The sequence below is a fragment of the Thermodesulfobacteriota bacterium genome, from assembly GCA_035559815.1.
Lineage (GTDB): Bacteria > Desulfobacterota_D > UBA1144 > Nemesobacterales > CSP1-2 > DATMAT01.
Genome location: DATMAT010000033.1, coordinates 42,200 through 63,662 on the forward strand (window position 1 = coordinate 42,200; position 21,463 = coordinate 63,662).

The window sequence follows — 21,463 nt, forward strand, 5'->3', positions numbered from 1 at the left end:
ATCAAGCACCATTGTAGGGGCACGCTGCAGCGTGCCCCTACTGAATTCTCTTTGGAGTATACCAAACAGTAAAATCACATTCTTCATTTCTCTAGGGCGTTACGCAAAAACCCGTTATGCATCGTCAGCAACCGACTGGCTTCCTTATAGCTTAGCCCTTTCCTTCCCATAAGCACAGCGACCTTTACGTTCCATTTGGATTCTCTCAGTAGCTTTTCCGCCTTCTTACGGTCAGCACCCATAATCTCCATGACTATTCGCACCGCCCTATCCCTTAGTTTTTGGGAATTTGGCCTAACCTCCACCATTAGGTTCCCGTATGTTTTGCCTAACCTTACCATGGAGGCGGTGGTTAGCATGTTCAAAACCATTTTTGTCGCCGTACCCGCCTTCATCCTGGTAGAGCCGGCGAGAACTTCCGGCCCCACCAAGAGATTAATAGTAATATCCGCTAATCCGGATTTAATTGGATTGCAGGTGATCAGAATACGCCCGGAACCCTTCTTTTTGGCGTAAGCTAATCCTGCCTCCACGAATGGCGTTGTCGCACTGGCGGCTATGCCCACCACGACGTCGTGTTTGTTCAGGTGTAGACTACTTAAGGCGTTTTGAGCCTCTCTCTTTGAATCCTCTGATCCCTCTATGGAACGCCGTAGAGCCTTTTTCCCGCCGGCGATGATGCCCTGGATTAAACTCGGCATCGTCCCAAAGGTCGGCGGACATTCGGCCGCTTCCATAACCCCCAGCCGTCCACTCGTACCGGCTCCTACAAAAAATAAACGTCCGCCTTTGGCAAGCCTCTTCACAACTAAATCAACCGCTTCGGCTATCTTTTTCTTTGCCCTGGCTACAACTTCGGCAACTTTTTTATCCTCTTCCGAGATTAACTCGATAATTTCAAGAGTAGAGCACATATCCAGGTGGGAGGTTTTAGGATTTATTTTCTCTGTGAGAAGGTGCTCAGTAATACGGCGCTTTTTCACGCTAGGTATTATACTTTTTATCTTTGGAGCTTCATAGCACTTAACGCTATCGATAAAATTACTTTGGGGAGCGGGCTGGCTGAGTGTAAGATATACATCCCGGCATGAAAGTTATTCAGTTATAGATTAAGTCCAATATACCTATTTATTGACTTTTACAATAGGCTCGAATAAATTAGTTTAAACTAGCGGGTGTAACTCAGTTGGTAGAGTGCAAGCTTCCCAAGCTTGAGGTCGCGGGTTCGAGTCCCGTCACCCGCTCCATATTCAGCTCGATCAGCTACAGATAATCAAACAACCATATTGCTGGATTAGTTTCTATTTTATTTATAGATACACGATTCACGATGTATGATTTGTACTTTATCCTGCATCATGCATCATATATCCTAAATTCGGGACTTACTGCGTTTGGTTGGTATCTTTGCGCTGATTTTCGATCAGATATTGCACCGCAGCACGAACAAACCTGCTCCTTTCCGCTTCACCCAAGACCCCCTTTAAATTATCGTATACCGTGGGGTCATTTATTAGCGCCCCAAGAGTGCCTTCCCCACCTTCTAGCCTTTCTGATATTTCTCTAAAATTTGATACAGTCTCCTTTAGCTGGGGAAGTATACCGTCTTCGCTATTAATTTCTGTGGTCACCTCATCAATATTGGTGAGCGCGCTGTCTAGTTTTTCCTTAAGCTTTTCATCATAAATTAAAGCGGTGAGCACACCCTCTTCATTCTTGATATCCTTGAGCAATACATTCAAAGTAGTTAAGGTCTCATCGAGTTTATCCAGCGTATTTTCAAGGTCTTTGCCTGACTTGTCCCTCCTTCCATAGATGAGGGTGTGAAGAAGCCCGGGTCTGCTCTCGATAGCCTCTACGCTTCTTCTTATCGAGGCTATTGTCCTGGATATATTCTCGATATTCTCCTCTTTGCCAAACGCCTTCACGATTTTGTCCAGGCTTTTTGAAATGTCTATAATATTGTCGATTAACTCTTCAGATTGGCCCAGAAGCTTTTGAAACTCCGGAGGAGTATAGCTGCTTATTTGCAGTGTTTCTGGAATTTCCTTGGGAGGCTCCTTTGACCCCCTTAATATTTCTATATACTTATCGCCGAGAAGCCCTTCCGTCCGAATCGTCGCCACAGCATCGGGGCCTATTCTCTTTATCCCTTCCTCTCTTACCTCCATTACCACTACTATAAAATCTTTATCCGGCTCTTCCGGAAATTGAATCTCTTTAACACTGCCTATTTTCAACCCGGAGAGCCTAACTGCAGCTCCTTCAGCTAGTCCGGCAACGTTGGTGAATGATGTCTGAATTTTATAGGTTTTCTTGAAGAAATTCTGCTCGCCGCCGAGGACAAAAACGAAAATGAAAAAAATGACAACCGAGGTTATTACAAATAAACCAACCTTTAGATTCAAGGCTCTAGCACCCATTTGTAAACTCGCCTAATCAGTTAATCCCGTCTCAAAACCGGGACTTTTATAAGCCAAAGATTATACGTAAGAATTGACAATTTCTCAAAAGCTATGTTAATTTTCATTACTAATCCTCCGAGGAGCAAATCGAATGAGAAAAATAGAAAGGGCTCTAATAAGCGTATCGAAAAAAGACGGCATAAGTAACTTTACAAAGGAATTAAAGGATTTCGATATTGAAATAATATCGACCGGCGGCACGGCTAAGCAAATCCGGGACGCCGGAGTTCCGGTTACGGAGATCTCCGACTACACTTTACTGCCGGAGATGTTAGGCGGCAGGGTAAAAACCCTTCATCCCAAGATACATGCCGGCATACTGGCAGTGCGTGACGATGAAGAACATGTTAGGGATATGAAACAACAAGATATAAAACCAATAGATATGGTAGTGGTCAACTTCTATCCATTCGAGGAAGTGATCAAAAACGAACGGGTGGAATTAGCAGAGGCAATAGAAAATATCGACATAGGCGGGCCCACTTTACTTCGAGCCGCTGCAAAGAACTATAAATATGTAACTGTAGTATCCAGCCCCGAGGATTACAAAACCGTGATTAACGAATTAAAGAAAAATAAAGGCTCCATATCCCTGGAGACTAATTTCCGGCTTGCAGTGAAAGCCTTCTCTTACGTGGCGCGTTACGATGCGGCGATATCCAATTTTTTAGGCTCCCTCGATGGAGGCCAAAGAACCAAATTTCCGGCCAGCCTGACCTTGCATCTCGAAAAAAAGATGAAACTCCGGTACGGAGAAAACCCCCATCAAGAAGGAGCCTTTTATACTCAACCCGGAATAGAGGAGCCCTGCATCTCAAACTCCACCCAGCTCCAAGGAAAAGAACTTTCGCTCAACAACATCTATGATGCAGACGCGGCCCTGGAGACCGTGAAGGAATTTTCGGAAATCGCTTGCGTCATAGTTAAGCATAATAACCCTTGCGGCGTAGCTTTAGGAGATAATCCTCTTCAGGCTTTTCTTAAAGCAAAGGAATGCGACCCGGAAAGCGCCTTTGGTGGAATTGTAGCCTTCAACACCGAAGTGGACGAAAGCACAGCTTCCGAGCTTTCAGCTATGTTCCTCGAAGTGGTAATAGCCCCGGCATATACGGAAAAGGCCCTCTATTTGCTCTCAACCAAAGCCAACCTGAGGGTTATGAGAACTCCGCCCTTCGTAAATAATAAAAAAGAAGGCCTTGATTTTAAAAAGGTAGTAGGCGGTGCCTTAATTCAAGACAGAGACGTAAGAGCCGACGAAGATTTTAACGACTTCAAGGTAGTAACCAAACGTCAACCCACGGATGAAGAACTCCAGGTGCTTAAATTTGCTTGGAAGGTTTGTAAGAACGTAAAATCAAACGCCATTGTACTCGCCCGTGATGGACAGACCATCGGTATCGGTGCGGGACAGATGAGCCGGGTAGACTCGGTCAAAATTGCGGCAATGAAAGCAAGAATTCCGACAAAGGGAGCGGTATTAGCTTCAGATGCCTTTTTCCCCTTCCGGGACGGTATAGACGAAGCTGCTAAATCGGGAATCACGGCCATCGTCCAGCCGGGGGGTTCAGTTAGAGACAAAGACACCATTTCTGCCGCGGACGAGCATGGAATGTCGATGATATTCACCGGAATAAGGCATTTCAGGCATTGATATTTTTAGCTTCAGGGAACCCAAATTCTGAGAGTAGGAGCGGCTTCTAGCCGCGATTTGGTCGCGCCAAAGATGGCACTCCTACGGAGGATTCTATAGAGTCCATCTTTCGGCGTAAACATGTGTTCGTTGGCGACTAGTTGTTATATTGGATTATGATGAAAGTAACCGTATTTTATGATTATAATTGCCCCTTCTGTTTTGTGGGAATAAAACGCCTAGAGCTTTTGGAGAGAGAATTTCCACTGAAGGTCGACTCAAAAGGGATTGAAATTCATCCGGAAATACCGCTACGCGGTATAAAACGTTCAAATACATTAAAACGAAGCTACATGATACGAAATTTAAAGCAATTGTGTGATGAGGACGGCTTAGAGCTAAAGCTTCCGGGAATCCTAGCAAACTCCAGGCTTAGCCTAGAGGCCTCCGAATTCGCCAAGACCAAGAACAAGTTCAGGGACTTCCATCTAGGAATATACAAGGCCTATTTCCAAGAAGGTGAAAATATAGGTGAACCCGAAGTGATCCTCAAGGTTGGGCAGGAGTCCGGGCTTCAATTGGACGAGCTAAGAGAATGCCTAATTAAGAGGACAATGCTGGAAAAGATCGAGGATAATGAGATGGAAGCCGAGGGCCATCAGGTTTTTGGCGTACCGACATTTATTTTCGATAAATTTTTAGTTCACGGCGTTCAATCGTTCGAATCACTGAGAAGCATACTGAGTAGAGCGATCAGACAGCGACAAGCATCGTCATGAACTCAGCCGAACGGACATAGACGGTCTTTAATAGAGACACCATTTTGCGTGGTCTCCCGAAAAATCCCCACCCAACAAATGACCCTAAGCCCAACTACGCTCGAAGTAACGGAAATGTTGACCTACCGGGATTGGCTAAAAAGCAAATGATTTCAGTAGGTTAAAGGCTAGCTGGTTTCCCTTACTGGTATTACTAGTAATTGTATAAGCCTCTAAATCTAAAAAATTAAAAAACTTGCTGTAAATGAAAAACCCCATCTGCTACTTTGTGGAGTAACAGATGGGGTTCATTGTCAGTACGTGGGGAGACCCTAATTAATCTCCCTGTCTATCAGATACTATTTAAAGAACTGGTCGATGTAAATTATCATTCTTGCCTGAGCCGTCCAAGCTACACTCTCGGCATCCGGATCTACAGCGCCAGCATTAGCAGCCTGTGTTTCAATGAGGTCTTCCATACCAGACCCGAGGAACACCAGACCACCTATAATGTCTAGGTTAACGCCGGGAACCACATTAACAGTCAGCGTTCCCTCAACCTCGGTTCCAAGGTACCTGCTTACATCGCCAGCGTTTGCTATTGGGTTATCTGTTTCTTCATTCCAGGCAACAACCACTTGGGGGGTGAAGGAAAGGTTGTCAAGAAGTTTAACCGTGCCCCAAGCCCGGGCATAGAAGGCATTTATTACGCTGCCCTCGATCTGGTATATGGTCGGTATCATGTGCTTGAACATAAGGTTGTCGAGGTTATATGCCGGGTTAAATACAAGCCCTCCTTCGTTACCTCCCTTAACGTCACCGTCAGTTACATCACCACCATCTGCCCAGCCAAACTCAGCCGATATATTCTTTATGGGCCATCCGGGATAAACTTCGCCACGAACCGCAAAAATTATGTTGTTTTCGATATCTATCGTAGTGCCTGCTGCATCTATCTCTCCAAACTCCCCTTGTATTTCGCCTACGAGCCGGAAGCGGTCTGTCTTAAAGTCGATAAGACCGGCATAAAGGTTAGCCCAGTCCAGGTCTACACCAAAACCGCAGTCAGGAGGTGCACCTGATCCCTCGCCGAACGGAGCACCTGGACAAACCGTACCTAAATTGTTCTGATGAATATAGGGAAAGTCATACACACCAACCGTCAGATTACCACCGCCTACGTTGGTATTATAAATAAGTGCCACAGCTCCAATATCATAACCATTACCGTTAGCGGTAACTACGCTGTTGCCCTGTGTAAAGATATCAGAAACGAACACGAACGTGAATGTTCCCGCCCCGATTGGGAAGGACTTAAGATAAAGGAACCGGTCCAGGACGAAACCAAGGTCTGATAGTGGGTCCCAACCGCCGTTTGCCAGAATTCCAAGACCCCAGTCGAACGGCTGACGCCCTATTCTGACGAATCCCAAGTTGGATGGAAGAACAATGTCGGCATGGAGCATACGAACATTGAAAAACTGGACATCATCTGTTGAGTCCGATTCGCCTATTCCACGGTCAATCGCATTTGCTCCTATCAGAAGCGCTCCTCTGAATCTGTCACCGGTGGTTATGGATGAATTTACCAGGGTGCTTCGGCCACCTAAAAGAGCAGAAGTAGTTCCGCCCCAAATTACGTTATCAAAAACGTCCACCTGTGCCCTAATGGTCACTGCGTCGCTGAGTACAAGTTGAGGGGTTAGACGGAGCCTTGTATCAACGAAAAAGATATTGTCATCTGCATTGCTAAACCCAAGCGCCTCCGCCTGAGCATCGGTTATTGAACTAAGAAAAGTTGCATTACCAAAGTAACGAGCTCTGGTACGCATATAGCTGGGAAAGCCACCCAGAGAAAGCTCTACTGCATAAGCAGGAATGGCTGTGCATATAGCCACTAAAAATAGCAAAAGCCATTTGGCCTTACTCATCTCTCCTTACCTCCTTGTTGATTTTTTAAGGTCTGTGCTTACTGTATATAAATTATAAAAGTTTGTCAAGAGGTTTTTTTCCAACTTTTTTCTGTAAAGTATTTCGGACATTAAGATTAGTTTTCACATGGGTCTATATACATAAGTGCCGCAGGACATTAATAAAAAGACCATACAAACTTGGGTTATGGATATGCCTTAATTTCCCGCTCAAAAATTACTGATTCCAGCCCATTTCTCTAACATTATCTTAACTTTTGCTTAATAGGTGGTTAATAAATGCTTGTTAAATTATGCCCAGATGAAAACCCTAATTCTTTCAGACATACATGCCAACTGGCACGCGCTAGAAGCCATATTAGCCAAGGAGCCCTACGATTACCTTATATTCCTCGGAGATGCGGTGGACTTTGGACCTAACCCCAGGGAATGCATAAGATTTCTCATGAACTCCTTCAACAAAGGACGTTTTTCCGGGGTAAGAGGTGACCATGACAACGCACTAGCATATGGTATTAGATGCCAGTGTTCCGATGAACTGAGCAGGCTTTCCACAGCTACCAGGGAATGGGGAGAGGATATTCTTGCCAGTAAGGATGTCGGCTTCCTCAGGAGACTGCCTCTCGATAGCAGCTTTACTCTAGATGGTCTCAGTTTCCATATAGCACATGACTTGTACAGGAACAAGACGAATACTAGAGTGAATGACGACGAAATATCAGAATTCGACCTGGAGAATCAGTTCAGCAGTGTTACCAGCGATTTCATACTGGTTGGTCATTCCCATAAACCCTTTATAAGGCACCTTGGTAAAACGATAGTTTTAAACCCGGGTTCGGTAGGACAACCGATGGATTTTAACCCGCGGGCATCCTACGCCCTGATAGAGGATGGGATGGCCACCTTAAGAAGGGTCAGATACGACATCGAAAAAACGGTCAAGGACCTGGAAAAAACCACTCTCCCCAGGGATGTAATAGGCAGACTGGTTTCTATACTGGTAGTGGGCGGACTGGTAGGGGAAAGGCAGTATCTTAACCCGAGTTAATACAATTCCATAAAGCTTCTCTTATCAACCTTATTAAATTTCCCCACATGGATAACGATTGCGGACTTTCCGTCTGTTTAGTACTTCCGCATAAAAAATAAAAACCCGATACAGTGGTTTTTACTGTATCGGGTTTGGGGGCCTAGGAGAAGGGATGAGAAAGATCTAATTTATCGAACTTCTTAGAAGTAAAGCTGAAGCTGGGCCCTGAATATGTTCTCGTCTATATCATCGCTATCGGTAAATTCATTCCTGATGAATGAGTAATCGAGCTGGATTTTGTACTTGTGGCTCTTGGACAGATAGAAGTTTATCCCAGGCGTTAGTTGCCATGTGGTATCCCTACCCGCCACGTCCGTGTCGTACCAGATCTGAGCGTATCTTGCGGCAACTTCGATGAAATCAGGCATTAGAAAAAGACCGGTCTGAGCTCTTACTCCATAGTCGTTGACCTTAGGAAGACCAGACTCTTCCGGAGCTATCCGCCTATAGTCAAATTCCCCCTCTATGCTGAAGATCGAGTATTTAAAATTAGCGTCTGCAGTAAGGGAAAACACATCTGCATCCGTAGTCCCTATCTCTGCAAATCTCTCATCTATATCGCTGTCCGGGGTTTTTTGGTCGATGTTAAGTCCGGGGATACCGGCAAGGCCGACTCCGAACGCGAAAAGGGGCTTGTCTTCCCCAAAGTTGGGCTCTATCTTGTAATCTCCGCCTGCAGGGAAAGAAGAGTTGGAATATTTCAGCTCTCCGCAACACGGGGTTAGCATCACCCTACCGGCATATAACATGTTAGAATCAACACTGAGGCCGTTTCTTCCGTCGCCGTTAAATACTCCTGCCCCATAGACCAGGAAGTTCCCCAGTACTCCGTAAATCGATACGCCCCTGTCCCGGCCGTATGCGAACTCATCGTTTACAATCGACCTCTCTACAAGCTGAAGCTCCGAGGATGAAGTAAGCTCCTCTCTGTTGAACGGAACCTTGTACTGTCCGGGCCTTGGGACAAACATGGTATTGTATGCGAAATCAAAATAGGCGTCCCTAAGCGTAAATTCACCGTTGTTATCGCCACTAATTTGAATGTAATAAAGTAGCCAGGGGGTGAAGGCGTTGCCGTCAAAATAAAGCCTTAACCTTCTTACATTAAAATCGGTAGCTACATCCTCATCGTCCGTGTCATTGATGGAAAACTGAAACTGGGTGCGTAGCCTGGTTCTTAAGGAAAAAAGTCCATCCTTGGACTTAACCGTAAAACCATCTCCCGGTTTCTTATAGCCTACCTCTACCTTCTTGTACCAGGCATCCTCGTCCTCTTTGGTCAGCTCCTCGATCTTCTTCTGGTCGGCTTCCTTCTGAGCCTCTAAGGCCTCAATCTTCTGTCTAAGCTCCTCTAATTGTTGCTGATTTTGCTGCTGTATTATCTCCATCTGCTTCTTTAGCTCCTCTATCTGGGCACTGGTAGATTGCGCCCGTGAATTCAAGCTCAGAAGCGGCATGAGGAGTAAGACTGTGAATACCACGTGAACAAACTTATTCATCACTCTATCCTCCTTTTAAGTGAGTTTTGCAGGGAATGTTAAAGAGCAAAAATTAATTTTCGATGAAAAAAATGTTAAGATTTAGTTAAGCAAACCGTGTTCGGGTTGCCAGAAAAGAGCCAGAAACTATAATATGTTGTAAACCGAGAGCACGCTATGAGTGAAAATATAATAGCCATAGTAGACGATGAAGAAGACATAGTAGAGCTGGTAAGCCATCACCTGAAAAGAGAAGGGTACAAGGTAAAGGAGTTTTACAATGGCCGGGATTTTCTTTCCTTCATAGAATCGGTTGTACCCGACCTCGCCGTGCTTGACATAATGCTCCCGGGAATCGACGGGTTAGAGATATGCCGAATCCTCAAGAGCAAGACCCGTACATCTTCAGTTCCCATAATAATGCTCACCGCAAAAGCCACCGAAGCGGACGTCGTGGTAGGCCTCGAACTCGGAGCCGACGATTATATGGTGAAGCCCTTCAGCCCTAGAGAACTCGTAGCCAGGGTAAAAACCATCCTGAGAAGGGTAAGCACGAAAGACGACGATAAAAGGGTACTAAAGCTCGGTCCTCTCTCCATAGATACAGAGAAATTTGAAGCTTCGCTCGACGGCAAGAAAATAGAGCTTACTACGACCGAGTTTAAGATACTGGAAGTCCTTGCCGAAGGCAGGGGCAGGGTGTATACGAGGGACCAACTCCTCAAGAAAAAAAGACTCTGGGGGGACGATAAGCTTGTTTTCGACAGGACCATCGACGTCCACATAAAAAACCTCAGGGAGAAACTGGGCAAAGCCGGGAACATGATTAAAACAATAAGAGGCATAGGCTATAAGTTAGAAATGTGAGAATATTCGGCAAACAATTCCTTTCCTACCTTTTCATCATATCTTTGGTTTTAGCCCTATTTACTATATTTGTAACCAATGAATTCAAGAAATACGAGGTATCCCTAACAAAGAAGGAATTACTCTTCGCGGCTAACCTGCTTAGCACATTCCTAAAGAACCCGGTCTCCCATGGAAACAGGGAAGAAGTAAACCGCCTGATCTCCAACCTAGGCATAAAAAATAGCATCAGGGTTACGGTAATTGAAAGGGATGGGGTGGTGATTGGAGATTCAGACAAAGACCCGAAAGTGATGGAAAACCACGCCGGAAGACCGGAAGTGATAGATGCTATTTCCAAGGGGATGGGTGAAGCCAGACGTTACAGCACAACCGTTGGAAAGGAGATGCTCTATATAGCAATCCCGCTAAAAGATGAACATGGCGAGATCTTAGCCATAGTTCGCACCGCCCTGCCCTTGAGTTCGATCGAGGAAACCCTTGGTTCCGTGAAATCCGGCGTAATTTACCTGGGTCTAATCCTCACTGCTATAGCCTTAGCGCTTTCCTTTGCTTTGTCCAAAGCCTTCACCAAACCGTATGAAAAAACTATCCGATTGCTAGATGAAATCGCCAAGGGGAACTTCAAAGTCAACATACCCCTCTCCGATTCCGGCGGAGAAACCGGGAAGCTTAATCTGGCCCTGGGCGAAATGGCTGAAAAATTAGACGAACTCTTCAGGCAGGTCTCCGTGGAGAAAAGTCAGCTCGAAGCGGTACTCACCGCTATGAGCGAGGGAGTAATGGTTGTCACCAGCGACGGCAGAGTAAACCTGATGAACCACGCTTTGATGGACATGCTGGGGATAAAGGACAGCCCTCAGGGAAGACCTTATTGGGAGGTTTTAAGAAACAGAGAGATTATGGAACTCATAGAGAAAGTGATTCAAAAACGCGAGACCGGGAAAAAAGAGATATCATTCCTATATCCGGACGAGAGATATTACCTAGTAAGCGCAATTCCCCTGGATTCCGTGGGCAGGGAAACAATAGTGGTGATGTTCGATATAACGGAATTCAAGAGATTGGAAAAGATCAAGGCAGATATAGTCGCAAATGTATCTCATGAGCTCAGAACCCCCCTTACCGCTATCAAAGGCTACGTAGAGACACTGTCCGAAGGGGCATATGAGAACCCTGAGGACAGGAGCCACTTCCTTAACATAATCAGTAGGCATACCGACCGGTTAATAAACATAGTATCAGACCTGCTACTTCTTTCGGATATCGAGCGAAAGAGTGCCCCTTTAGGAGAAGATACGAAGGCCACATTCGAGGAGATTGACTTTAAAGAGATCGTGTATTCCTCGCTCGAAGCGCTCAAGACCAAGTTAGAAGAAAAGAACCTGCGAGTCTCGGTGTATATAAAGGCAGATATGCCCCGTTTTAAAGGAGACGGGTTCCTGCTAGGACAGATGTTCATAAACCTGATAGACAATGCGGTGAAGTACACCCCGGAGGGAGGGGCCATAGGGGTGGAGGTTTACTATCCGGACTCCCAGTTTAGGATAGAGGTCATCGATACAGGCATCGGGATTCCCAAGGAACACCTAGCCAGAATTTTCGAGCGGTTTTACCGGGTGGATAAAACCAGGTCAAGAAAAATAGGCGGCACCGGGCTGGGGCTCAGCATCGTAAAGCACATAGTAATAATGCATGGCGGGAAAATAGAGGTAGAAAGCGAGGTTGGTAAGGGGAGTAGATTCATGATTACCCTTCCGGCGTGATTCCTGATTTTCTCGAAAAATCACACCCTCATATTCAATTCTGCAATTTCGTTGAATTGACTCCCCTATTCTAGCGGAATCTCTCTGATGAACTCATCCCAGTGCTCGTCGGAGATCTCCCTTATTTTTTTACCCAGTTTTCTATATCCGCCCTCACCGGGAAAGAGTTTATCGAATACCTCTTCCCTTTTTTCAAGCCACATATCTATTGCACTGTAGTTCTTGAATCGAACCACCGTCTTGAATGTCCATCTGGGCTTAAGCGTGTGAATCCTCTGGGAATACATCCTAATGTCTCCGTCAATCAAGCCCATCTTATTCATCTCTTTCCAGAAAGGAAAAACCCTGGTTTTATAAATCTCCAGAAATTTATCCTCGCTCTCCGGCTTTACCGCATAATAGCTTTCCTCTATGACAACCAGGAATCTGGTCTCATCAGCCTGCAAAAGGGTCGCCGGAGAAAGCAAAGTAAAAGAGAAAACGAGAGAAAAAAATGCAAGCGTAAACCTTTTCATCGAACACCTCCGCAGGTTTCCTTGCCTTAATTTAACAAATCAATCATTATTTAACCAGCAACACCTATAAAGTTCCTCGCCCCCGAGCCCTTCAAAAATAAAACACTAGATAAGGGCATTATTTGATTTTGGGTGTTACCTATGGAAGAATTTATGATTAATGAAAATTTTTATTGATTTACTACTTCCGTTTTCTGTTTAAGCAAGTCCTATACTCCATAATTCAAGGGTAAATAAACATGATAAATTGGATATATTTTGTGTCTCAGGTCGCAGCAGTTCCGCAAGCTGAGCAGGTGAAGGTAATCTCCTTAATCACTACTGCCGGCCCCGTAGTTAAGGCTACCCTCTTATTGCTTATTTCGATGTCCGTAATCTCATGGATGATCATATTCTCGAAGCTCTTCACGCTAAGAAGAGCCACCAGGGAATCGGAGAGGTTTTTGGACTCATACCAGGTAAGCGGCAATTTTGGGAATCTGTTTTCATCGACCAGGCATTTAAGGGGCCCGATTGCCGAGATTTTTAGGGCCGGATACGGAGAACTGCTCAAGACCAGGAAGTCAAGAACAACCGCAACCGGCCATAACCCGGAGCCAAAAACAAGCCCGGAAATGGTTCCTGCCGAGCTGGGTGTGGTAGAACTGGTAGAAAGAGCGATGAAAAAAACCATGTCATCAGAAATATCCAAGCTTGAGGGTTCCCTCATTTTTCTGGCTACGACCGGAAGCACCGCCCCCTTCATCGGCCTATTCGGTACGGTCTGGGGAATAATGACCTCTTTTATAGGACTAGCCAGGAGTGAAGGTGTGCCCACCCTTCAGGCGGTGGCTCCGGGGATAGCCGAAGCACTGATAGCGACGGCGATAGGTCTTGCCGCTGCAATTCCGGCCGTTGTTGCTTATAATTATTTTGTAAACAGGGTAAGAAGAATAGCCGTGGAGATGGAGAACTTTTCCGCGGAATTTCTTAATATAGTGGAAAGATACCTGGCCAAGATGTAGGGAAACTTAAAATGGGCATGAAGACAAACAATAACGAAGGACGCACCGTACTCTCAGAAATCAACGTTACCCCTTTCGTGGACGTTATGCTTGTTCTCCTGGTGATTTTTATGGTCACGGCTCCCATACTTTACCAGGGTGTTGACGTGAACCTGCCAAAGGTAGAGTCCAAGCCTATGCCCGCCGCGGAGAGGGAGAAAAAGGTCGTGATCACCCTCAACGAAAAGGGAGAGATATTCATAGAGAAAAAGCAATACTCTTTATCCGAGCTCAAAGTAGAGATCCGCACCCTTGTAAGGACCCACGGTAAAAGGATAGAAGACGAGGACGTATTTCTAAGAGCTGACTCTAATGTCCCTTATGGTACGGTGATGGAGGTGATGGCCGAGATTAAAAAGGCCGGCGTCAACAAGCTGGGACTGGTCACAGAACCTCCATCGGTAAACGGCTCTCTCGATAAATAAGAAAATGGGTCGTTCAAGCAGTATAGAATCGGGGCAATCTTCTTGGTTTTGGGGAGTCGTTCTTTCACTTTCCCTTCACGGGGTTATATTGCTTTTAGCCGTCTTCTGGGGGTTCGGAGCACCCCGGTATAGCGGAGAGCCGCAAACCATAGAGGGAAGGTTAGTATCACTTTCTGAGGTGGAGAGGATAGGCGGAGGCAGGGTAGAATCTGCCCCCGTGGAGAAGAAAGAACGAGCACCCCAGACTAAGAAAGAAGAACCAGAGAAAGTAGAGGTAAAGAAAAAGGAGGAGCCTCCAGAGGTCAAGGAGAAAAAAGTAGCGATTACCAAGCCTGACAAAAAGGAACCCCCAAAAGAGACCAAGAAAGAGGAACCTAAAAAGGCGGAGGTAAAAAAGGAGGAACCACCCAAAGTAAAGGAAGAACCCAAGAAAAAAGATACCATCGTACTGGATTCCAAGGAGAAGAAAGAAGAGAAAAAAGAAATAGCCAAAAAACCGGAGCCAACGCCGCCTCCCAAAGCTACTTCACAAAAAGAACCTCCAAAGAAAAAGGAGCCCAGTTTTGAAGAAATAAGAAAGGGAGTTCTCGAAGACATGCAGAAAAGCGTGGCCGATAAGCAGAGACGAAGTGTAATAGAGGATATAGAGAAAAGCGTACACCAAGAGAAGCAGGTGGCGGAGGCAGAGTCTTCGACAATAGAGGGAACCAACAGCGATTACCAAACCGGGCGAGCAGGAAGTGGGGCTGTAAGCGGAGCGGTAATTAACCTGTTTATACAAAGAGTACGTGAGGAAATAAGAAACAGTTGGAAAGTCCCTCAGACCATTCCTACAGATGGAAGCCTCGAGACCGTAGTGGTTTTTAAAGCTGACGAAAATGGAAGGGTCTATGATGTGAGAGTGGAGCAATCTTCGGGAAATCCGGCATTTGACGATTTCTGCGTTAAGGCTATATATAAAGCTTCGCCTTTAACCCCTCCTCCCCCAGAACTAATAGAAGAGGCAAAAAGAGAGGGGTTGGAAATTAAGTTCGCCAACAATCCTTCATTATAACGAGCACAGAATAAAGATGAACCTCATCCTTGTTCGACATGGAGAGACCGACTGGAACCGAATAGGCCGATGCCAGGGGTTTTCCGATGTGGAATTAAACGGCAATGGAAGAAAACAAATAGAAGCACTGGCTAAATCACTTCGGGACGAAAACATTGGCGCCATCTATTCCAGCGACCTGAAAAGGGCAACGGACACTGCAAATGCCATAGCCAGATATCATAACCTTCCCGTGCGCCTGGAGCGTGGATTGAGAGAGATGGACCAGGGAGAGCTAGAAGGACTTACCTTCGTAGAAATAAGAGAAAGATATGCTGACCTGATGATGGAATGGAGGTTAAATACCGAGACGGTTAGACTCCCCGGCGGCGAATCTTTGAAAGAGGTTCAAGAAAGGGCTTGGAGGGTAATAGAAGGTATAGCGAACAGGCATTCGGATGAAACCGTCGTCACGGTCAGCCACAATCTTACGATCGTAGCACTTCTCTGCAAGTTCACCGGTGTCGGGCTTACCGAATTTACCAGGTTTAAGCTCCAGGCCACCTCAAAAAACCTGGTCCTCTTCAAAAACGGATACACCAGGGTAGAAGTTATAAACGATATAGCACACCTTTCCCCCGACCTTATTACCGAAAAATAGGATCACCGACTCGAGCTAAAAGCATTATGCTTCTTTGAATTTATTGTAACTTCCACGCATATTATGTAATTTTAAAGCTGAGAATGAAAGCAGAAATTCAAAGACTGGTTGCCCACTCTTTAGAAACCCTCAGAAAAGAAAGCGATATTGCGGATTTCGATACAGAAATAGAAATTGACACCCCTAAGAAGAGGGAATTCGGTGATTTCTCGACCAATATAGCTTTAATTCTGTCCAGGAAGCTTGGGAAAAAACCGAGAGAGGTAGCGGAGCTGATCATCCAGAATCTGCCCGGAGAAAGTAAAAACATACTCAAAAGGGTGGAGATTGCCGGAGCCGGTTTTATAAACTTCTTCATCCAAGAAGAAGCTATACTGAATAAGCTCCTCGAGATCGAAAAACTGGGAGAACGGTTCGGAAGGTCTCCGATTGGAAACGGACTAAAAGTAATCGTCGAATTCGTGAGTGCAAACCCCACCGGTTATCTTCACATGGGACACGCCCGAAACGCCGCAGTAGGGGACGCAATCTCGAATATACTAAATGCATGTGGCTTCGACGTTACCCGGGAGTTCTACATCAACGACGCGGGCAGACAGATGGAACTGCTCGGCCTCTCCGTCTACAGAAGATACCAGGAGCTTTTTGGGATTAACGATGAGATGCCGGAAGATGGCTACCATGGAGATTACATAAAAGAAATTGCAGTCGAATTAAAGGACAAAAAAAATATAGAGCCCCTTATTGAATTGCCGGAGCAAGAAGCTATTGATTACTGCAGAGAATACGCCGAGAACAGGCTTATGGAGGAGATAAAGAGGGATTTAAACACGCTCGGCGTGAAATTTGATAGCTGGTATAGTGAAAGAGAAAAAATTTATGCGCCCATGTCCGAACTCAGAGGAGAAAACAGGTTAAGCATAATCAAAAACAAATTAAACGAGTTTGGGGCATTAGAAGAGAGAGATGGAGCGCTCTGGTTTAAAGCTTCTAACTTTGGAGATTCTCAGGATTGGGTGCTGGTAAAAAGAGACGGCAGTCCGACCTATTTTCTCTCCGACATCGCCTATCACTACGATAAAATCCAGAGGGGATTTAAAAGATTGATAAACGTGTGGGGGGCAGACCACTATAGCCATGTGGCGCGGCTTAAAGCGGCACTAAGAGCATTGAGGTTCGATGACTCCTTTTTTCAGGCAGTGTTGATTCAGTTCGTCAGACTGGTCAAAGATGGAAAGGAAATTTCCATGTCCAAACGAGCCGGGAGCTACGTTACCATGCGCGAGGTTATAGAGGAGGTCGGATGTGATGTGATGAGGTTTTTTCTGCTGATGCGAAGCTCGGAAGCTCATCTTGATTTCGATTTGGATTTGGCCAAAAAGGAGTCTAGTGAAAACCCGGTTTACTATATTCAGTATGCCCATGCCCGGATCGGCAGCGTATTTGAGAAAGCGAGAGAGAGAAGGCTCGCTCCTTCTGAAGATTTTTTGCATCTCCTCAGTTTGCCCGAGGAGATAGAAATAGTGAAGAAGCTCTTGGTTTTTCCAGAGGTGGTAACAGACAGCGCCATATCGCTTTCGCCCCATAAAATAGCTTTTTACTTGCAGGAAATAGCTTCTGATTTTCACATCTATTATAATAAAAACAGGGTAATCGGGGATGACCTCAAACTCAGCAGCGCTCGACTTTACCTTATAGGTTGTATTAAAACAGTCATAAAAAACGGGCTCAAATTACTCGGCGTTTCCGCGCCGGAGAGGATGTGACCATGAGAGAAAGAAAAAACGCAAATACCCATCAGACTCTTTATTTATTCCTGGGCTTCCTCTTTTTATTCATGCTTTCGTTCAGCCTAGGTGTAATAGTGGGAAAAGGTCTCGGCGACCATGGGAAAGCCGAGATAGCCAAGGTAGAGAAGTCCAAGGAGCCCTCAGGCAAAGAAGTTGCCGAGCGGGAAAAAATAAGCGACGAGGCTAATGAAAATGAAGAAGAGCCCCCTAGAGAACAGACATCCGCACGAACTAAACCAGAGGAAGCGCTAATCGAGGTGAAAGAAATCGTCGAAGAGCCTATGGCTACTCCAATAACGACCCCGGCCGCACCAGAGGAGAAAGGAGCCGAGCAGACTGCGGTTTCCGCCAAGCCCGCAGAAACAAACGTAGAAACACAAACAGAAGCATCAACACCCCAAGAGCTTGCTCCAATTCCGGAAGGCAAAGAAGAAAAGAAAGAAACGGAGACACTGAAAGAGATAGCCAAACCGCAAGAAGAGTTAGAGGCTCTACCCAAAATAGACCCGGAGGGGAAATACACGGTCCAAGTAGGGTCGTTTCAAGACGAGAAAAAGGCTAAAGAGCTTCTGGAAGCCCTAAGATTAAGGGGTTACCCCGTTTTTTTGAAGCAAGTGGACATCCCCGGTTCGGGTACCTGGTATAGAACACGTATAGGAACATTCAAAACCAGAGAAGATGCCCGACTCTATTCAAACAATATCAAGAATCGCGAGCCGGATATCATACGATTGGCGTTTGCAACCATAAACGACTGATAAAATCCAGCCTGGTCGAGGGTTTTATGAGCTTCTCTAGACTATTATCTATAATTTATTTTATTTTAGCCGTCTTGGCTCCCATTTCGGCGATTAGCCAGGAAGTTAAAGTGGAGATACTCCACGGCCTATATATAACCACGTTCAAGACTCCCGAAGGCGGTATTACAATCTTCCTCCCAGACGGCTTGGCATCGGGTGATAAAATTTCAGGCACGGTAGCTTTGGAGCCGACAGGCCATGATGAGTATGATAAGAACAGAAATAGAAAAAAATTAAGTGAGTATTTTATTGAGTTAGAAAAAGACCGGATTCCCATTACGGAGAAAATTAAATGGACCATTCCCATCAGTTTGACCGGAAGTGCAACTTATATCATCGTTATGAACAAAGAAAACCACGAGCTAGCCCGGGCTATAGTCCCGGTTAGAGCCAATACCAGTTTACTTGAACAGGCCTCAAATCCTTCTCCTTGGGACTATCTATGTCCGATGATAGGGCGAGGGGGAAAGCCGATTCAAATCATGGGCCCCTTCGACGGAGATTTCGATACCACTCTGCTAAAGATGGGGGGCAAACCGGTAAAAATAATTGCGGAGTCTCCGAGGAAGCTTGTTTTTGAGAGCCCGGGCGACGTAGTTGGAATAACGGATATAGAGCTTAAAGAGGGAACAGTAATAGTAAAGCGAAGTTTTAACAACCTTCGCGTCGTCAAGATTAACGAAGAAAAAACTCTAGCCACCCGGAAACAGCCGGTCATATCCGATACAAGAGAAAAATCAAAAAAGGATGAGGAAGAATGGGCTAAAGAGATGACCTTCACCCAAAAATTAAAAGAGACACCGGAAGTGTCCGTCTTACCCGACAAACAGACGGCCCTGGTGCCAACCCATCCTAATGAATCTAGGGAAGTAGCTAAGACGGAGGAAGACAAAAAAATTGAGACGCCTATGCCCGCCAAAGCCTACCAAGTCCCTGACCAGGTCGAGCAGCTTCCTAAGATAGAGCCAACAGATAGACAGAAGAAAGAGATTCAACCTATAACCCCTCAGCAGCAAAAACAGTCGGGAGCACAGGTGCAAGTAAATAAAGAAGAGACGCAGGCTAAAGAAACGGTAGCCTTTTCCAAAAAGCCTGAGGAAGATACTGCGAAACCAATCTCAGGAGAAAAAAAAGAGCAGGTCTTCAGCGCGCCGCAGAGTAAAAAAGGGCTAAAAAGAGAAGGTGTGACCTCTCTAGGCTTTAGAAATGAGACTCCGGCCCCGCATATGAAAGCTTATATCGAAAAAGAAACCAAAGAGCAAAAACCTTCATCCATAACACCCGCCGGACAAAAGGCCCAGACCGGGGAAAAAGAGACCGCCAGGACAGAAACCTTGCCCGAACTTACTCCATCTCCTTCCGTAGCCAAAAAAGATTTGGAACCACGTATAAACACGGAGAAAGAGGAGACAAAAACTGATGAAAAAATAACCAGGGAGGACGAATCGTTATCCAATAATCAAACCGCTTCCTTATTCCCGGTTCAAACCCCAACACCTTTTATACGGGCAGAAGAAGAAGTAGATGCGGAGGCAAATACAGAAGACCCCGCTCCAAAGGAGATAGCATCCTTTATTCCAGTCGAGGCAAATACCCTATATACCGTCCAAGTAGCCGCTTTCAAGAGAGAAAGCGACGCCGTCGATTTCGCTAAGGCCCTTAAATCAAAGGGGTATCCGGCTTTTGTAAAAAAAGCTGGTGGCCTGGGGAAAGACACCTGGCACCGGGTCAGGGTTGGAATGTTCAGGACTGAAGAGGATGCCAGGTTGTTAGGACTAGACTTGAGGCGGCAGGTAAAAGAGATACAGTCATGGTTTATCACTCTCAATGATTGAAACAGGGCAAATGAACCTTACTGGCTGGGGTTAATAACCCTGGGGCCGGCCTTCTTCCTTATTTAAATTTGCCTTTTTTACAGCTAAAATAATGAGTGGATTTGTAGCTTGCCTTAAAGTCGTTATTTAAAGGGATTGCGGATTCAACATGAAAATAAGACCCGTATATATATCTCTCTTCTCTAAGAGGCATGGCCGACGTCAAAAAAATGTATTTTTGCCTTGTTGAGTAGTATAGAATCTAAATCTTATTCGAAAAACACGAGGAGTGCCGTATGTCCCTTCCCGAGGAAGTAGTAGACAGAGCCAAGGGTAAGAAAGAGCCGCCGTCATCAAAACTCTTGGGGGTTGGTATTAAGACCTGGTGGCTACTCATGATACGCCCTATCGAGGATTATCTGATCGAACAAAGGGTTCATCCCAATATTCTTACAATCACAACCTTGATCGTTTCTATCATAACCGGAATCTTTTTCCACCTGGGATGGATTTTTCTTGCCGGAATACTTCTCCTGGCCGGCTCGACCTTTGATATCTTCGATGGACGGGTAGCCAGGGCCCAGGGATTGAATAGTGAGCATGGGGCCTTTTTTGACTCCTGCCTGGATAGATTTTCGGAGGCGTTTATCTATCTGGGGATTCTCAGCTACTTTCACCATAGCCTTTTTTCCTATGTGGTCTTCCTTATCCTATGCATGACTATGATGGTCAGCTACACCCGGGCCCGGGCCGAGGGTCTGGGGGTAGACTGCGAAGTAGGCATCATGCAGAGGACAGAAAGGGTGGTATATTTGGGCGTGCTCTCAGTATTTAACTTTTTAGGCAACCTGGCGACTTCGGCACTGGGATTAAGACCCGACGATTATCTACTCCGGTTTGCACTGATTGTAATTCTCCTTTTCTCCACCTACACCGCCATACACAGGATGGTTCATGTGATGAAAAGGTTAAAGGAGAGGGGAAAAATTAGTAGTATTTGAGTTATGCGGCATAGAGACGGTTACATTCCCCCTTATATTTCCACTACTGTCATTCCGAATACCATGACTTGTCAATAATACCCCGTTCGTCCTGAGCCCAGCCTGTCCTGAGCTGTGCCGAAGGGTCGAAGGACGAACTCCCTGCGTTCTAAATTCATACTTCGACCAGACTCGGTATGATGCTTCGACAAGCATGAGCGGTGGTTTATCCGCTGGTAAAGAGAAATAAAAATGCCCATTCATTCTGTAGCCACCCTTCGGCTGGCTCAGGGTAGACTCAGCGGCGAAGAAGCTAAAAATATAGACTATATCGCGTTACTCAAGAGTGACATTTATAAAGGTGAATATCATTCTATTAGATACGATTTGCTAAGACATTGTCTCTTTGATTAAGTT

19 protein-coding genes and 1 tRNA gene are annotated in these 21,463 nt (G+C 45.6%); 15 read left to right on the forward strand and 5 right to left on the reverse strand.

Features of this window, described 5'->3' with window-relative positions:
* Nucleotides 1-83 precede the first annotated feature (83 nt).
* Nucleotides 84-983 carry an N-acetylmuramic acid 6-phosphate etherase gene (murQ, locus tag VNN20_09325; GenBank protein ID HWP92384.1) on the reverse strand — a complete coding sequence of 300 codons (900 nt, stop codon included), beginning with the start codon at nucleotides 981-983 and terminating at the stop codon, nucleotides 84-86.
* Nucleotides 984-1,171: 188 nt separating this feature from the next.
* Between murQ and VNN20_09330 the strand changes: the two genes are divergently transcribed.
* Nucleotides 1,172-1,247 (forward strand) — tRNA-Gly (locus VNN20_09330).
* A 138-nt stretch (nucleotides 1,248-1,385) separates the two neighbouring features.
* Here VNN20_09330 and VNN20_09335 read toward each other — a convergent pair.
* Nucleotides 1,386-2,423 (reverse strand): MlaD family protein, encoded by a 1,038-nt coding sequence (locus VNN20_09335; protein HWP92385.1) that lies wholly within the window; start codon nucleotides 2,421-2,423, stop codon nucleotides 1,386-1,388.
* A 133-nt stretch (nucleotides 2,424-2,556) separates the two neighbouring features.
* On the opposite strand from VNN20_09335, the gene purH reads away from it, so the two are divergent.
* Together purH and VNN20_09345 are read left to right on the forward strand one after the other, a co-directional pair.
* Nucleotides 2,557-4,116, forward strand: a complete 1,560-nt coding sequence (purH, locus tag VNN20_09340; GenBank protein HWP92386.1) for a bifunctional phosphoribosylaminoimidazolecarboxamide formyltransferase/IMP cyclohydrolase — start codon at nucleotides 2,557-2,559, stop codon at nucleotides 4,114-4,116.
* Between the two features lie 155 nt (nucleotides 4,117-4,271).
* Nucleotides 4,272-4,874, forward strand: a complete 603-nt coding sequence (locus VNN20_09345) for a DsbA family protein (protein HWP92387.1) — start codon at nucleotides 4,272-4,274, stop codon at nucleotides 4,872-4,874.
* Between the two features lie 338 nt (nucleotides 4,875-5,212).
* On the opposite strand, the gene VNN20_09350 is transcribed toward VNN20_09345, so the two are convergent.
* Nucleotides 5,213-6,784: a hypothetical protein gene (locus tag VNN20_09350; protein ID HWP92388.1), complete on the reverse strand. Its 1,572-nt coding sequence runs from the start codon at nucleotides 6,782-6,784 to the stop codon at nucleotides 5,213-5,215.
* A 301-nt stretch (nucleotides 6,785-7,085) separates the two neighbouring features.
* On the opposite strand from VNN20_09350, the gene VNN20_09355 reads away from it, so the two are divergent.
* The gene (locus VNN20_09355) at nucleotides 7,086-7,832 is read left to right on the forward strand and encodes a metallophosphoesterase family protein (protein ID HWP92389.1); all 747 of its coding nucleotides are present in this window, start codon (nucleotides 7,086-7,088) and stop codon (nucleotides 7,830-7,832) included.
* 182 nt (nucleotides 7,833-8,014) lie between these two features.
* Here VNN20_09355 and VNN20_09360 read toward each other — a convergent pair whose 3' ends face one another.
* A complete protein-coding gene (locus tag VNN20_09360) occupies nucleotides 8,015-9,373 on the reverse strand; it encodes a porin (GenBank protein ID HWP92390.1) in 1,359 nt (452 codons plus the stop codon).
* 156 nt (nucleotides 9,374-9,529) lie between these two features.
* Here VNN20_09360 and VNN20_09365 point away from each other — a divergent pair, with 156 nt between their 5' ends.
* Both VNN20_09365 and VNN20_09370 read left to right on the forward strand, forming a co-directional pair.
* Nucleotides 9,530-10,219 (forward strand): response regulator transcription factor, encoded by a 690-nt coding sequence (locus VNN20_09365; GenBank protein HWP92391.1) that lies wholly within the window; start codon nucleotides 9,530-9,532, stop codon nucleotides 10,217-10,219.
* Nucleotides 10,216-11,985, forward strand: a complete 1,770-nt coding sequence (locus VNN20_09370) for an ATP-binding protein (protein ID HWP92392.1) — start codon at nucleotides 10,216-10,218, stop codon at nucleotides 11,983-11,985. The genes VNN20_09365 and VNN20_09370 overlap by 4 nt, the downstream gene beginning before the upstream one ends.
* 65 nt (nucleotides 11,986-12,050) lie before the next feature.
* Here the strand turns inward: VNN20_09370 and VNN20_09375 are convergent, their stop codons facing one another.
* Complete coding sequence (locus tag VNN20_09375) at nucleotides 12,051-12,500, reverse strand: hypothetical protein (protein HWP92393.1); 450 nt, start codon at nucleotides 12,498-12,500, stop codon at nucleotides 12,051-12,053.
* Between the two features lie 239 nt (nucleotides 12,501-12,739).
* Here VNN20_09375 and tolQ point away from each other — a divergent pair, with 239 nt between their 5' ends.
* The 9 genes from tolQ to VNN20_09420 all read left to right on the forward strand — a co-directional run bounded on the left by tolQ (nucleotide 12,740) and on the right by VNN20_09420 (nucleotide 21,460).
* On the forward strand, nucleotides 12,740-13,504 hold the full coding sequence (gene tolQ / locus VNN20_09380; GenBank protein HWP92394.1) for a protein TolQ: 765 nt from the start codon (nucleotides 12,740-12,742) through the stop codon (nucleotides 13,502-13,504).
* A gap of 11 nt (nucleotides 13,505-13,515) precedes the next feature.
* Nucleotides 13,516-13,968: a protein TolR gene (gene tolR, locus VNN20_09385; protein HWP92395.1), complete on the forward strand. Its 453-nt coding sequence runs from the start codon at nucleotides 13,516-13,518 to the stop codon at nucleotides 13,966-13,968.
* A 4-nt stretch (nucleotides 13,969-13,972) separates the two neighbouring features.
* The gene (locus tag VNN20_09390; GenBank protein ID HWP92396.1) at nucleotides 13,973-15,022 is read left to right on the forward strand and encodes a TonB family protein; all 1,050 of its coding nucleotides are present in this window, start codon (nucleotides 13,973-13,975) and stop codon (nucleotides 15,020-15,022) included.
* Between the two features lie 16 nt (nucleotides 15,023-15,038).
* Nucleotides 15,039-15,662 carry a histidine phosphatase family protein gene (locus tag VNN20_09395; protein ID HWP92397.1) on the forward strand — a complete coding sequence of 208 codons (624 nt, stop codon included), beginning with the start codon at nucleotides 15,039-15,041 and terminating at the stop codon, nucleotides 15,660-15,662.
* Between the two features lie 83 nt (nucleotides 15,663-15,745).
* A complete protein-coding gene (gene argS, locus VNN20_09400; GenBank protein HWP92398.1) occupies nucleotides 15,746-17,428 on the forward strand; it encodes an arginine--tRNA ligase in 1,683 nt (560 codons plus the stop codon).
* 2 nt (nucleotides 17,429-17,430) lie between these two features.
* The gene (locus VNN20_09405; GenBank protein ID HWP92399.1) at nucleotides 17,431-18,210 is read left to right on the forward strand and encodes an SPOR domain-containing protein; all 780 of its coding nucleotides are present in this window, start codon (nucleotides 17,431-17,433) and stop codon (nucleotides 18,208-18,210) included.
* A gap of 26 nt (nucleotides 18,211-18,236) precedes the next feature.
* Entirely contained in the window at nucleotides 18,237-20,087 is a 1,851-nt protein-coding gene (locus tag VNN20_09410; protein ID HWP92400.1) for an SPOR domain-containing protein, read from the forward strand.
* Nucleotides 20,088-20,362: 275 nt separating this feature from the next.
* Nucleotides 20,363-21,067 carry a CDP-alcohol phosphatidyltransferase family protein gene (locus tag VNN20_09415; GenBank protein HWP92401.1) on the forward strand — a complete coding sequence of 235 codons (705 nt, stop codon included), beginning with the start codon at nucleotides 20,363-20,365 and terminating at the stop codon, nucleotides 21,065-21,067.
* A gap of 231 nt (nucleotides 21,068-21,298) precedes the next feature.
* Nucleotides 21,299-21,460 carry a hypothetical protein gene (locus VNN20_09420; GenBank protein HWP92402.1) on the forward strand — a complete coding sequence of 54 codons (162 nt, stop codon included), beginning with the start codon at nucleotides 21,299-21,301 and terminating at the stop codon, nucleotides 21,458-21,460.
* Nucleotides 21,461-21,463: the final 3 nt, after the last annotated feature.